The 13,503-nt window shown below is 65.9% G+C and carries 12 protein-coding genes; 2 read left to right on the forward strand and 10 right to left on the reverse strand.

What is annotated here, in order from left to right; all coding sequences use genetic code 11:
- Positions 1 to 8 precede the first annotated feature (8 nt).
- From B0F77_RS33695 to B0F77_RS33735, 9 genes are all read right to left on the reverse strand, one after another.
- Positions 9 to 584, reverse strand: a complete 576-nt coding sequence (locus tag B0F77_RS33695; RefSeq protein WP_086667073.1) for a hypothetical protein — start codon at positions 582 to 584, stop codon at positions 9 to 11.
- Complete coding sequence (locus B0F77_RS33700) at positions 581 to 2,140, reverse strand: type IV secretory system conjugative DNA transfer family protein (protein WP_245848974.1); 1,560 nt, start codon at positions 2,138 to 2,140, stop codon at positions 581 to 583. The genes B0F77_RS33695 and B0F77_RS33700 overlap by 4 nt, the downstream gene beginning before the upstream one ends.
- 305 nt (positions 2,141 to 2,445) lie before the next feature.
- Entirely contained in the window at positions 2,446 to 3,507 is a 1,062-nt protein-coding gene (locus tag B0F77_RS33705; RefSeq protein ID WP_245848977.1) for a C40 family peptidase, read from the reverse strand.
- Between the two features lie 75 nt (positions 3,508 to 3,582).
- Positions 3,583 to 5,052 (reverse strand): ATP-binding protein, encoded by a 1,470-nt coding sequence (locus B0F77_RS33710; protein ID WP_245848979.1) that lies wholly within the window; start codon positions 5,050 to 5,052, stop codon positions 3,583 to 3,585.
- A 26-nt stretch (positions 5,053 to 5,078) separates the two neighbouring features.
- Positions 5,079 to 6,584, reverse strand: a complete 1,506-nt coding sequence (locus B0F77_RS33715) for an SCO6880 family protein (RefSeq protein WP_086667075.1) — start codon at positions 6,582 to 6,584, stop codon at positions 5,079 to 5,081.
- Positions 6,581 to 7,864 (reverse strand): hypothetical protein, encoded by a 1,284-nt coding sequence (locus B0F77_RS33720; protein ID WP_086667076.1) that lies wholly within the window; start codon positions 7,862 to 7,864, stop codon positions 6,581 to 6,583. The genes B0F77_RS33715 and B0F77_RS33720 overlap by 4 nt, the downstream gene beginning before the upstream one ends.
- Positions 7,865 to 7,866: 2 nt before the next feature.
- Positions 7,867 to 8,628 carry a hypothetical protein gene (locus B0F77_RS33725; RefSeq protein ID WP_245848980.1) on the reverse strand — a complete coding sequence of 254 codons (762 nt, stop codon included), beginning with the start codon at positions 8,626 to 8,628 and terminating at the stop codon, positions 7,867 to 7,869.
- A 50-nt stretch (positions 8,629 to 8,678) separates the two neighbouring features.
- Entirely contained in the window at positions 8,679 to 8,966 is a 288-nt protein-coding gene (locus B0F77_RS33730; RefSeq protein ID WP_086667077.1) for a hypothetical protein, read from the reverse strand.
- The gene (locus B0F77_RS33735) at positions 8,963 to 10,021 is read right to left on the reverse strand and encodes a hypothetical protein (protein ID WP_245848981.1); all 1,059 of its coding nucleotides are present in this window, start codon (positions 10,019 to 10,021) and stop codon (positions 8,963 to 8,965) included. The genes B0F77_RS33730 and B0F77_RS33735 overlap by 4 nt, the downstream gene beginning before the upstream one ends.
- Before the next feature lie 989 nt (positions 10,022 to 11,010).
- Here B0F77_RS33735 and B0F77_RS33740 point away from each other — a divergent pair.
- Positions 11,011 to 11,883: an aminoglycoside phosphotransferase gene (locus B0F77_RS33740; RefSeq protein WP_245848983.1), complete on the forward strand. Its 873-nt coding sequence runs from the start codon at positions 11,011 to 11,013 to the stop codon at positions 11,881 to 11,883.
- Between the two features lie 7 nt (positions 11,884 to 11,890).
- Here the strand turns inward: B0F77_RS33740 and B0F77_RS33745 are convergent, their stop codons facing one another.
- Positions 11,891 to 12,754 (reverse strand): DUF5753 domain-containing protein, encoded by an 864-nt coding sequence (locus tag B0F77_RS33745; protein ID WP_086667078.1) that lies wholly within the window; start codon positions 12,752 to 12,754, stop codon positions 11,891 to 11,893.
- 226 nt (positions 12,755 to 12,980) lie between these two features.
- Between B0F77_RS33745 and B0F77_RS33750 the strand changes: the two genes are divergently transcribed.
- A complete protein-coding gene (locus B0F77_RS33750; RefSeq protein WP_236703429.1) occupies positions 12,981 to 13,487 on the forward strand; it encodes an NUDIX domain-containing protein in 507 nt (168 codons plus the stop codon).
- Positions 13,488 to 13,503 lie beyond the last annotated feature (16 nt).

The raw sequence follows: 13,503 nt of genomic DNA on the forward strand, positions 1-13,503 counted from the left end.
AGCAGCCCTCACCTGAGCTTTTCATCAATCTCGTACCGGTCCCCGCGGGCTCGCCCGTCGTCGCGGTGGTCTCCGTCGAGGCAGTCGGGGCTCCCCCACTCACGGGCAAGTCGGTCAGCGAAGCCTGGTCGCCACTGGTGCAGCCACTGCTGTGCGTCCCGTTCGGTAGTGTTCGGGCCAACGTTAGCCGCACGCCAGCTGTAAGCAAGCGCCGCGACCTCCATCGCCAGTCCGGGATGTTGGCTCCAGCACTGAGGAATCGGCCGAGCACGGCTCCCGTCAACGCCAACGAACGTGACATTGTACCAAGCCACGAAGTTGTCGACGGTGTTCCGCGGATCTCCGTCTCCAGCAGGGTCGCTCTCGGCAGCTGCAGGCGGGCTGAACCACACCCACGGGGCTGGCTCGGCCACAGCTTCCTCGTCCGCACTGGACTCCGGTCCGGGTCTCGCAACCAACTGGTTGACCCTGTCTTCGACGCGGCGCAGCTTCCGCGTCAGCGCCTCGACGAGATCAGTCAGCGCCGAGATCTGAGCATCCCGGTCTCCCACATCGGCACCCGACCGCGCTGCCTCGCCGCTCATGCCGCGAATCCGCCGAGCTGGCCGGTCCTCAACCCTGCTCCGACAGCGAGCCCGTCCGAACCGAGCTCGACCTGCCCGTCGCGCACAGCCTGAACGTGGCTGCAGATCATCTTCCAATCGGGTCGTTTCCGCACATCGACGGTACGGGCCAGGATCGGGGCAAGGTGGCGGTGGATCACCAGAACGCGACCGCGGCGCACGCGACGAACGTCGCCTGGCCGGTAGGTGGGCACCGTCTCCAGCCCGACCGAGGTGCGGGCATGGCCAAGAAGGCCGTCGCTTTGCTGCTGGTACCGACGACGATCGTGATGCCCCGTCAGCAAGGAAACCCACTCCAAGGTGGTCCGGTCCTTGATCCCGCCCCAGACCGACAAGGTCGTGGTGTTGTCCAACAGCTGACGGGTTCGCTGGGTACCGAACGCATCTTCCAGTGCTGCCACGGTTTGAGCGCCCCAGTGGATGAGCACGCCACGGCCGGCGGAATCGGAGATGATGTCCGGGACCTGCGGTACGGGAGTCGCGTTCGTGATCTCGTCGAGGATCGCGGAGGCAGGTGGGTCGAGGCGGCGGTTCGGAGAGTGCAGCGCCATTTCCTGCGCAGTCGTCAGCCAATGCTCAACAAGCGCAGTAAGAATCGGCGCGGCCTGCGCGGACTGGTGCTGGCCGGCGATCAGGTACAGCGAGCCTTGCTGTGCCAGGAACTCCCGCACATCGAAGTCCTGGCCGGGAGCAGGAGTGCACAGCTCTCGAATCTGCGGGGCCATGAAAGGCTCGATCACCCGCCGCACGCTCAGCCACACCGCGTCTGATGTCTCGGCGACCAAGCCGATCTCCGAGCGCAGGTTCCGGGCGTACTCGTGCAGGCCGGCCTGCTGCAGCAGCCGGACCGGTTCCTGGTCGACCGGCTTGCTGATCGCCCACCGCACCAAGTCGTCGACGCCGCGGCCGTGCGTCGCAGCAGCCAGGAAGTAGGCCTGCAGCACCACTTTCGCTCTGTCGCGGAAGACCTTGTCGTTGCCGCCCAGCCCGGTCAGGCCTACAGAGGCGGCCTCGACCATCGTGTGCGAACGGCGGTACGCCACGGTCGTGTCGTCGCATCCCTGCATCGGCCACCAGTGCACTCGAGCCGGCCAGGAAACCGTGCCGGTCAGGTCGATCAACTTCACCGGCGCAGCAGGACGGCGGCCGACGCGGAGCAGAGCGGTGAACTCCAACAAATCGGGCTTCGTAGTCGAGCACAGCAACGCACCGGGCGCCGCGATCACCTTGTGCACCAGGTCCTGACGGCTCTTGCCGGACTGGGTCGGGGCAAGAGTGCCGGTGGGATTCTCGAGCGGTGTGCACATCGGCTCATGCCACTGCGTGAGATGCAACGGCACCGCTACTTCCTCCAGCGGTGCCTGCCGTACCTGCGCACGAGAGAGGCTCGGCCGGGTCCATGCAGCGGTGCGACGGCCTGCAGCCAACGACAGTTCTTCCCTGACATCCTCGCGTTTCGCGTGTCCTGCTGCAGTTGGGCCGAACCGCCGCCAGGCGGACAACACCGCGGCCAGCATCAGTCCGCTGAGGACGACCAGCAGCATGCTCGTGACGGTCCAGTACAAACCGGTGTGCGAAGAAAGGGTGCTGGACCACGGCTCGCCCAGGCCGATGGCAGGTTGTCCCGGCTGCGCGACGATGCCGAGCGCCTGGGTCAACCAGGTGTCGAAGCCGGGTAGCTTCCAGGGCCCGCCGAGCAACACGGTGCTCAGCGCGACGCCGAGCATCAGCACGCTGGCGACAGCAGCGAGTGTGCTGAGCGCGGCGACGATCAGGCCAATCAATGCCAGGTCACGGTCGCCAGTGGGCGACACCGCGGTCCTCATGATCGCGGGTCCCCGCCGGGTTGTCCGCCAACAACCCGGCGGATAGCAACAACTTTTGATTCCCAGGACTCAAGCTTGGTCAGGATGACGCCGTGGTCTGTGTCGTAGGCATCGACAACGTAGCCGTGGCCGATGTACATGCCGACATGGCCGGGGCGCACCGCGGTGCCGTCGGAGCCGGGGATGAACAACATGTCGCCCGCCTGCACCTTGGCAAGCGAGCCAACCGCGACACCGTCGTACATCTGGGTGTAGGTCGTTCGGGAGATCTTGACACCGGCATGCGCCCAGGCCGCCATCATCAGCCCCGAGCAGTCGAAGGAGTCTGGACCGGTGGCGCCCCATACGTATGGGCGGCCAAGCTTGGCCAGCACGTAGGTCACGGCGGCTCGTTGCTGCGGCTGGGTCGGCAGAGCGAAGTCTGCAGGGAGCTTCTTAGGGTCGACCTCGCCGAGTTCGCCACTGCCCTTGTCCGGGCAACCGCTGAAAGCGAGGTCGACCGGCAACACAACATCAGCACCCGACGAGGGCACGGGGTTGTCCGGACCGCTCCAGTACTTCGCGGTGAGCGCGGCAGCCTCCGGTTCGCGCGGTCCGTATCGCTCTGGGAATTCGGAGCGCTGCACGGCCTGCTCAGCCTCACCGGGTGGTTTGGTGTGCCAGCCTGCCACCGCGAGCAACGCGTCGTAGAACTTGCCGGCCGCATAAACCGGGTCGAGCAGCTGCGCCGGGCTGCCCCAGCCCATGCTGGGGCGCTGTTGGAACAATCCGAGGCTGTCGCGGTCGCCGTGAGCGACGTTGCGCAGTTCGGACTCGACCATAGCGGTGGCCAAGGCCAGAACTGCCGCGCGCTTGGGCAGCTTTCGGCCGACGGCGACGGCCACGATGATCTGCGCGTTGGTCAACTGCTCCGCGGTGAACGGGTGGTCACCGACCTGCTGGGTTACGCCGCCAGGCCCGTACCCGGCGGACAGGCCGGATGGTGAGCACGAGGCGGCCGCAGCGAATACGCTGGTCATCGAGAGCAGGACGGCGCCCACAAGGAGCGCCGGGATCACGACTACTACATAGACGGCAGCAACGACCCCACCGACCACCGGTGCTGAGAACGCTCGGGGCGCTGCCACGGTGACCTACCCGGCCTGACGCAGCTGTGCGTTTGTGTCGAAGACCCGCCGCTCCGCGCCCGACAACACCGTCTGGACCTTGTAACCGGGCGCGTTCTCCACCTTCCACAGCGCGCGGCCCTGGCGATCCATCGCCCAACCCGTGATGACCTCTTGCTCGCGTTCCGACAGCCCCAAGGCTTCGGCGAGCTCATCGGCGACTCGTGTGGACTGACCTAGCAGCACGCGAGTAGAGCACAGGGCGAGAAGGTCTCGGGCTATGGCAACTTCCTGCGAGCCTGCCGCGCCGACCGACATAAGGTCACTCGGCTTGTGTGCGATCAGGACCTGGATGCTCTTCTCGATGCGGGACAGCCGCAGTTCTGAGTCGGCGGCCTGCACGGCGCGCAGCCCGAGCCGCATCTGCCGCCACATCTCGTCGCGCACCACGATGCGGATGTCGCCGTCGGCCTGCAGATCCGTCGCCATGCTCGACCACGACCCGAGGCAGGTCAGAGCGACTGCGATCGCTTGGTCGCCACGGGAGCGCAACAACGACAGGTCCATTGACTGCACTGGCGCGTCCCAGTCGAGCCGGATGTTGGTTTCCTCATCGAACAGGCCGGCCAGCGGGCCGGAGATGAGATTGCCCAGCGCGTCAGTCATCGGCCGGAGCGCGTCGAGGAACTGACGGCGGTCAGCGAACCGGGTGGTCTCACACAGCACGTTGTCCGGGTCTGCCAGCACCCGCTGCACGTCGGGGATGGTGATCGGCCGCAGCTCGGTGTAGCCGTCCCCGATACCCACCAGTCCCCGCAGGACCGCTGAAAGCACAGCCTCGTCGGTCACGGTGGGCTCGTAGCCCTGCGCATCGGCCAGCGCCACCAACAGCTTGACCCAGCGGCCGAGGACACCGGCTAGTTCTTCGCGTTGACGGGAAACCGACCAACTGTTCCAACGGCTGCGCAATGGCCCAAGGTCCAGCGCGTTGAGTCGAGCAGGGCTCCCTCGACCGAGCGCGATCGGCGTGTTGCCCATTGCACGGACCAGCGGGCTGTACTCCCCCTTGACGTCTCCGGCGATCAAGCTGCGGAACCCGAACATCATCATCCGCAGCAGGAACGCCGCGATCGTGCTCGACTTACCGCGACCGGGTTCACCGAACACGATGAGGTTCGGGTTGGTCGACAGTCCACGTAGGACCCATTCGACGGGGTGGACGTAGAACGCACCGCCCGACAACGTGTCGTATCCCATCCGCGCCCCCACCGCAGGCACACCCGCGGCGGCCAGCAGAGGGAACAAGCCACCGATTTCGCTGGTGGCAGCCTGGTAGACCGCAAGTGGCGCCTCGACAGGCGACCAACCTTCACCTGGGCGCGCCCGACCTCGCCGCGGTGCGATCGGCCGGTTGACCCGATCTCGGGCTGTCCTCGGCTGCTGTGGCGCACGTGTCGTATCCGGCAGCGCACCGAAAGTACCGAGCAGCTGAGCCACGCTGCGCTCACCAGCACGTCTACGGCTCACAACAGACCTCCTCGCTGCCGCGGCAACCCGATCCCGACCGGGAGCACGGCTGCAACGAATGCGGAGTCCTGCGCCAGTTCCAACCTGAGCAACCGGAATCGACCGCTCGCGTCGTTCTCCAACCGCGCAGCGTGGTCCTCGACGTTCCAGCTGCTCGGCACGGTGACTGACGCCGCCAGGGCAAACCGCACAACCGAGTGACCAGCAGCGACAGCACGCTCCTGCACGAGGGCACCGCGAGCATCGCGCTCCTCCATGGCGGAGGCGTTGAAACCCTTGCGCCGCTTCATATCTGTCATCACGTTCGTGCGAAACCTGTTGCCGCGAACGGCCCGCTGCGCACGGCGCGCATCAAGAACCTCATAGTGAATGGCCAAGGTTCGCCGCTCCCCTGCCGTACGAACAGCGAGCAACGGACCGAGGCTGCCGAACACGGTGCCCGCTTCAGGCATCAACGCGGTGTAGGCGACGGTGGTGAAGCCGTCGTGGGTGTAGGAACGTGCGGATGGAACAGGTGTGGCGGTCGGCCCGGCCGCCGCCTTCTCCAACCCCCGACCGCGGGTGCCACGTTCGTTTGCCGCGGCCAGCAACGCCCGTGCGGCTGGGTTGAACCCGGTACGAAGGGCTTCGGCCATGCCCGGCCCGTCCAGCCATTGGACAGTGCGAGCTCCGAGTGCCTTGAGCGGGTCCTCCAGACCGTCCAGTACCCGATAGAGCGCCTGCGCGCGACCTGCGACACCGCCGCCGGCGGCAGCGGCCGGCTTGCGGAGCTTGTCCTCCGAGCCGGACACCACGACGAACAGCTCGTGCCTGACCGAGACGTTGCCGATGATGTGGTCCAACTCGGCGTTGGCCTGACGGGCCAGCGCAGGCGCGTCGCGGATCTCATGATCGCCGCGCCACACCTCGTACTCAGTTCCGTCGTCCGGCACGGTGCGGACCAGCAGGCTCAACCGATCTACGACATCGCGGTGGCCCAGCGACAGCAGCAGGGTGCCAAGCCGATTTGCCAGCCGCTCACACTGCTCATCGGACAACATTCCGACACCGGAGTGGGTCAGCCTGGCGGCCGCACCCCACCGGCCCTCAACAGTGTCGTGTATCAAACAGACACGACCGACGTCCCGAAACTGCGGGCCGTCCGGAAAGCTCACGCGCTGGAGCGCACCTGGCAGGTCAGGCTCATTCGGGTCGACTGGCATACCGGCGGCGGCCTTCGACTGCCAGCGCGACCAGCCGGTGATGATGCCGACCTCGAAGAGCACAAGGTGCGCCAGCCAACGCATCGCGGGACGGCCACGCACCGGAACCACCACGAGCGCGGCGATCGTTCCGCAGACCAACAAGAGAATCCCCGCGTCTGCAAACCGACCAGCGCTGATCGCCCACAACACCGGCGCCCCCAGTGCGATGCAGACAAGTGCCTGCAGTGGGGTCAGGCCCATGATCCAACCGGCGTGCTCACGACGGTCAAGTCCTCTGTAGATCCGGGGCGTGGTCATACGATCACCGCCGCTTCCTCAGCTCCTGCAGCAGCTTCGCCGCCGCCTTTGCCTTCGGCTCCGTAGTCACCCGAAGGGCCGGTGTTGGGGCTCGACGAGACGACCGATCCGGTATTGGCGGCAGGTGGCACGGACTCGTGGTCATCGTCGGGATTCGGCTCGTCCGATCCGGCGCCGCTCGAGTCGTCACCGGACGTGGCGCTCTTGTTGTCCTGGTTAGAGTTCTGCGAGGCAGAATGGCTGCTTGACGACTGTCCGACGCCAGTCTCGTCCATCTCGTGCTCGGCGTACTCAGCGGCGGCTTCGTCGAACCGGCCGGTGTTTGCATCTTCCTGGGAACCGCCGCCGCCCCCTCCGCCGCGTGCACCGGACGCTGCCAGAGCTGCCGGATTGTTCTCGCCGTAGGAGTCGACACCTGCTCCGGACAGGGCATCACGGAACGCAGCACCGGCATCGCTGTTGGGGTCCACGAAGGCGAACAGCCGGAACAGGACGAACGGGCAGCACAACGAGATGATCAGCACTCCAACACCCGCGAGCAGACCGGACAACCCCTTCGATCCACCGGAGATCGCGATTCCCAGCACCAGAGTCATCGCCAGCATGGCCTTCATCGCGACGCACACCATCAGCCACCGGCACGTCCGCCAGAACCACGAGGCGGTGATGCCGGACAGCAGCCCAGCCGCCGAGACCGGCACGGTCGCGACCATGACGTAAACAGCCGCTTCGCGGAAGAGCATCTCCAGCACGTAGCCGATTCCGGCCGGGATCACTCCGATCAAAGCTGCGATGCCGAGCACGGTGGCGTTCACCCCGTCGCCGGCCGCGTCGAGGAACCCGGTCGCGTTGAGTGCGTCGGTGAAGTTCTCCGCCCGTAGTCCGTACTTCAGGATCCCGGAGGTGAGCCCGTCGACCCCGGCCAAGAACGCCGCGACGATTCCAACGGTCAGGGCGAGCGCAACGCCGTACTGCACGGGTCCTCCCACCAGCCGTAGAAAACCCCGGCCGCCCCGCAACGTCGTGGCGATCAGTTGCCAGAAGAACAAACCGAGCGCGAGGACACCGCTGATCCACAGCATCATCGGCCACAAGATCGAAACCGGTCCGCTACGCGTGTCCACCGTGAACACCGAGAACTTGTCCGCCAGGCCGAACGCCGCCTGCAGGACGAACAGGGATGCCCGCCACAGAGCCAGCATCGCGGCCTCGAACCCGGTGACGATCATGTCCCGGACCGGTCCGCCGAGCGCGTTGCCGATGTCGTCGAAGGGCCACATCTCTAACTCAGCTCCCGATAGCCGGCCTTCACCATGTCCGCGCTACCGGGCCAAGCGCAGGGAGCCGCCGCTGCCAGCGCGCCGGCAGCGATGCGCCACCCGGTGCCGGACCAGCGCATTGCCTGGCAGTCGCCGACTCCCGCCGCCACGGCTTCGCCGTTGAACCCGACCGAGAATTGCCCCAGCACACACACCACCACGTAGTGGCTGGCCGTGACCGCGCCTTTCACCTGGCCATGGGTGACGAGGTAGCTCGCGGTTAGACCAGTGACCGAGCCTGCCGCGGGCAGTTGCGCACGCGCCCGCATGGAACGCAGCAATGACGTCAGCCCTGTCGAGCCGGGGTCCGGCGCACCGGGTTCGGAGAGCTCGCGATAACCAAGGGCGTAAACCTGCGGGTCGGCGGAGGCCAGCGCTGTCTCGTTGAGCGCCTTCAGCTGTCCGAGCGCACCTTCCGGCGTCTCGGGGAATCCGCCGGGTATCCAACGGCCGTTGGTGATCGTCGGCGCTGCGACAGCAATGGCGGGTCCGGCAGAACCTGTCGTCATGGTCTGCGGCTGCGCCGCCTGGGCAGGCAGCTGCAACATGGGTGCTGCCGCCAGCACGTTCTCGTCCTGGGCCGCAGTGCCATTGCTCGTCACGGTCTCCGAAGTCGATGTCGGAGAGCTCGTAGATGCGCTGTGCGGGTCCGTGGCGTGGTGCGCGACCACGACCGCCGCAACGGCACCCAGCAGCACGACTGCGACAATTGCGATGCTGCCCAACCTGAGCCCAGCTCGTGCGCGGCGGCCTGTGCCCGGCGGCTTCGCGGCCATCACTTGACGCTCGCGAAGTGGTCGATGATCTGCCAACCGATCCCGTAGAGCAGCCCACCGGCGATGGCGCACAACATCATCACCAGGCCGATCCGGCCAGCTCGGTGGTGATCCACCCAGCGACCGCCCGCCCACACGATCAGGCCGGCGAAGAACCCCAGCACCAGAGCCATGCCGGCGCCCCACTTCGCATTGCCGACCACCTCGACGATCACCTCGCTGCCAGGCGGGGCGACCGGTGTCGGGTTCGGGATGTCGGCCAACACCGCCGTGACGTACGTGATCATGGCCGTCCCTTCATGCCCTGCCACCCACGAGCGGCCTGCGGGAGAAGTCCCCATCGGCTGAGCAACGGTGTGATCGCCTGCCGCAACCGAAGAGGTGTGACCGCCGCGGTAACACCTGACGCGGCGAGTTCGGGGTCATGCGACACGAACACCGCGCTTTCGAGCAACGCACACACCCGACGCCCCGCAGCTCCAGCGACACCCGCGGGCCAGCGTTTGGCGCCCATCACGACCAGCTGGACAGGCGGGCTGACCACGCCGGTGACCACCCAACGCTCGAGGCGAGCAAGCACCTGCTCGGCGTGCAACAGCGAAGGACGACTCGGTCGCACCACCAGCACCGGCAACGGCGCGGGAGTGCCTCGACGCAACCAGGCCCCAGCGCCGAGCAGCGGGTGCGCCGCCACCCGCCAAGGATCGTGACCGAGGTCGACGACGGTGATCTCCGGGCGCGGGCCCTGCGGAAGCCAGAACCGCGGAGGCGGCACCATGCCCGGAGCAATGACCGGCAGAGTCGTTTCCAGGCGTGCCACCAGCGCATGCGCGCGCCAGGAGAAGCGAATGTGGACTTGTGGGTGCGGCTTGGTCAACCACGGGCCGTCCGAGCGCGCGGCGATGGCCAATCCCGACCGCGGCGGGTCAGCCGGATCGATCAGAAGCACGTTCCGATGTGCGAGCTGCAGCGCATCGGCCATCAAGGCGGTGAACACCGACGCGCCGGCGCCTGGCGATCCGGCCAACACCGGAATCACCAAGCCAAACCCGTTCCAGTCGACCGGGGCAGCCGCACCTGGCTGCAAGCCCTGACGTTGGATCACGGCGGCAGCGGCTGCCACATCGGCTGCCGCGGCGTGTGCCGCTTCGCCGAATGCAGGGCGACGAACGCCGTCTGCGGCTTTGATGGCGGCCGCGAGCATGCCCGCATCGACTGCCGCGTCGACATCGGCGGCCTGCAGTCCCCGCCACGCTCGCCGGGCGACCAGCGCGAGCTCGTTCTCGAGGACCTGGACGCCCTCGGGTTCGCTCGGCGTGCAGGCCGTCCCGACGAGTGGCATCGGCGATTTCCTTGGGGGCGCAATGGAACTCGCCGGTGTCGAGGAGCCGCTGGCGGCCGGGTTGGTTTCGGTACCTGCTGGCGGAGCACACCGCTGTGGGCGAAACGATCCTGCCGCGAACGGTTTCGACCCCGCGAAACCCGACGGTGGATTCTGCCCTGCCGCACCGGCCCATGACTCGGCACCGACGCAACCAGACGCTGGATCACGTAGCGCGCTCGCAGAGCCGCCCAAAGCGTTACACGCCGACAACTCTCGACCCACAACAACCATTATTCCCCCCTTCGAGCAGGTTCCATTGGACATGGCGACCCTGAATCGAATAACACCCGAGCTACGACGCCCAGCAGATCGGCAGCGCGGACCGTGGTCGCACAACTATCAACGGGATACTGCAGGTCACAGGAACCGACACAGCCTCATCACACATAGCCGGCACGCCTTCTTCCATCCAACGGAATTTCCTTCACCCAGCCAAGCCGCACACCCAGCGGGGTTCATTGACACTTCATTCCTGAGGATATTCCGAAGTACCGAAGCGTCAACCATTCCGAGCATTAGCGTGCACATGACTCGAACCCACCCGTTCCGCGACCGGTTCCAATCGCCGAAAAATGGGCAAAGTTCAGAACCCAACTCTTCCAGTGAGCAAAAGTCGTACCCCGCTTCGCCTTGCTATAGGCAGACCGCAACTAGCCACGGCGACTCAGCTCTCTGCGATGGCATGTGCCGTAACCGTGCCGTACGAGCCAACACCCAGTCGGGATTTAATTTAGTCACCACTGAAGCAACTGTAGATACTGGTTTGACGGCGGTTCGCTTGGCGCCGGCACGCACTGTGGGTGACGTTTAGTGGTTGGTGACTCCTCAACGGGTTCCCCGTCCAGTCGCGCGACGCAGACCCCGTTGGGGGAATCCACCTTGCGAGCCCTCCCTTGGAGTCTTTCCAAGCGATACGAAGGGAGTCGCAACCAAGGCGAGAGGATCCCGTGTCCAAACAGCTTGACCATCCGCCAGCGCTCGACGGCAGCGTGCGAGCACGGAACGTGGACCTCAGCGAGGCCGACGCGCAGTTCCGGCAGTGGATGCACGAAAACCTCAGCCACGCGGCAGACCACTTCGGGCTCACCGTTGTAGGACAAGCTAGGCTCGGCTGGCTCGATAGGTCGATCAGCGCACGCGTGCAAGCAGCTGACCGGCAGCTCTGGCTTCGAGTGGCGTCCGAGGACAAGCAGTGGACCGGCGGCGACTTCTGGACCGGCAACTTCGCCGCCAACGTGTTCGCCACGCTGTCCAAGCCGCGGGTTCTCGACGTCTACGAGTGGGAGGAGTGGCGGCAGCAGCGTGCCGAGTTGATGACCTTGGCTCCAGGTTCACCCTGCTCCCCCACCGACACGTTGAGCCATGCCATCGACCTTCCCGATGAGTGGTGGACGCAGCTCCGCAGAACGATCCAGGTGGTCGCGGCGACACCTACCGACCGCATCAATGCCGATCAGGCTCTGATCACCGGCAGGATCCAGCAGCACTTCGGGAACTCGGTGAACCCCGTCGTCCGCCAATGGGAAACCGTGCACGGCGACCTGCACTGGGCGAACCTGATGGGACCAGACTTCAGCTTGCTGGACTGGGAGTCATGGGGCCGCGGTCCAGTTGGGACAGACGCGGCCACACTGTTCTGCTACAGCCTTCTCGTGCCAGAGACCGCTGATCGAGTGTGGCGCACCTTCGCCCACGTGCTCCACACCGACGCTGGACAGCTCGCCCTGCTCTACGTCGCTGCCCGGCTGCTGCACCGAATCGACAAGGGCGACCACCCGGACCTCGCCGCACCACTGAGGAAGCTCGTCGAGACCTTCTGAACTGACGTCAGACTGCCTCTTCGAGTGGCCACGGCGCCTCCCCGAGGCGAGCGATCAAGGCCCTCGACTCCTCCGAATCCAAACTGGACTCGCTCAGCGCACGTACGGTCGTTGCGTAGCCATCTAGCGAGGCCTCGTCCTCGATGAACGCAGTGGAGTTCTCGCACTCCACGCACACAACGGGTTCGTACTTCGCGAAGGTCAAGCGGGTGAACGGCATGTCCATGCCGACGTGCGCGCCGATCTTCGTCGGCATGATCCGGATGACGATGTTCGAACGGACCGCCCTGCGCAACAGGTGGTGAAGTTGCTCCCGGCGCACGTCAGGTCCACCAACAGGCAGGGACAGCGCTAGTTCGTGGATGTAGAACGTGCAGGTCAGTTGACTGCGGCGTAGCTGTTCCTGCATCTTCAGCCGCACCCCGACACGCGCTTCCACTTCGTCCGCTGGAATGTTGGGCGAAGCTGACATCGCCGCACGCATGTACGCAGGTGTCTGCAGCATTTCCGGCAACGCAAGCCCTCGCCAGCTGACCAACGTCTTGGCCGCGGCGATGTTCTCCAAGAGGGTGCGGTGGTAAACCGGCGGACAAGTTCCGTGCACTTGCAACCAGCTCTTGACGTGCGCCACCGGGAGCAGTGACAGGAGGTGGTTACATTCAGCGGGCTCCACCCCGCAGATGCCCAGCAACAGGCCCAGCTCGACAGCACTGGTGCCACCCTTGCCGTTGAGCAGCCCCGAAAGCTTGGCCGGGTCCCAGTCGAGCCGCTCGGCGAGCGCAAGTGAGGAGCTGAAGTCTGTGCGTGCGATGGCCGTTCGAAGCCCATTGCCGAGCTCACGGCCTCGTACAGTGGAAAATCGTTTCGGCATCGCGCGCGCCTTTTCCCTGCTGTAGCTGAAGGTCTGTCCTGCCAGACAGCAACAGCCAACCTCGCCTGCACCGGTTCGCACCAGCTCGCGAATCTCGCATCGATCTGGCGGAGTTCTCACATCCGTAGGCCTTTACCTGCAAAGACGCTCTGATGGACGAAGCTTCCACGATCGGGTGATCGCCCCGATTCAATGCGCAGCGGGCGAGCTGGCTAGGGTGCCGCGGGTGACCACATCGGAGTCTGCGGACAAGGTGCTGCCTGTCGAGCAGTACGTGGCTGGCTTGGCCCGCAAGCGCATGGCCGCCGGAGTGCTGTTTCGCGACAGGGCGGGCAGGGTGCTGTTGCTCGAGCCGTCTTACAAGCCGAACTGGGAGATTCCCGGTGGCGCAGTGGAAGCGGACGAGTCACCGTGGGCGACAGCGACTCGTGAGCTCGCTGAGGAGTTGGGGTGGGAACGGCCGCTAGGTCGACTGCTCGTGGTGGACTACGTGCGGCCACAAGACTCCCGTCCTGAGGGTGTCGTGTTCGTCTTCGACGGCGGTGTGCTCGACGAGACCGATCTGGTCGGCATGGTGTTCACGGATGGCGAGATCCTCTCCGCGAGCTTCCGAAGCTTGGACGAAGCCCGGAGCAAGGTGAAGCCGCTGCTGGCTGACCGTCTGGCAGTCGCCGTGCAGGCTGCCGAGCAAGGCGCCACCGCGTTGTGCGAACAGGGACAGCGCGTCGCGTAGCCCGGTTTACTGCCGT

It is taken from the genome of Lentzea kentuckyensis (assembly GCF_002150765.1).
GTDB classification, from domain to species: domain Bacteria; phylum Actinomycetota; class Actinomycetes; order Mycobacteriales; family Pseudonocardiaceae; genus Lentzea; species Lentzea kentuckyensis.

Coding starts and splice junctions, on each gene's coding strand:
- B0F77_RS33720 (WP_086667076.1), bottom strand. CDS start 7,864: ATGTGGCCCTTCGACGACATCGGCAACGCGCTCGGCGGACCGGTCCGG.
- B0F77_RS33730 (WP_086667077.1), bottom strand. CDS start 8,966: ATGATCACGTACGTCACGGCGGTGTTGGCCGACATCCCGAACCCGACA.
- B0F77_RS33695 (WP_086667073.1), bottom strand. CDS start 584: ATGAGCGGCGAGGCAGCGCGGTCGGGTGCCGATGTGGGAGACCGGGAT.
- B0F77_RS33700 (WP_245848974.1), bottom strand. CDS start 2,140: ATGCTGGCCGCGGTGTTGTCCGCCTGGCGGCGGTTCGGCCCAACTGCA.
- B0F77_RS33715 (WP_086667075.1), bottom strand. CDS start 6,584: ATGACCACGCCCCGGATCTACAGAGGACTTGACCGTCGTGAGCACGCC.
- B0F77_RS33745 (WP_086667078.1), bottom strand. CDS start 12,754: ATGCCGAAACGATTTTCCACTGTACGAGGCCGTGAGCTCGGCAATGGG.
- B0F77_RS33735 (WP_245848981.1), bottom strand. CDS start 10,021: ATGCCACTCGTCGGGACGGCCTGCACGCCGAGCGAACCCGAGGGCGTC.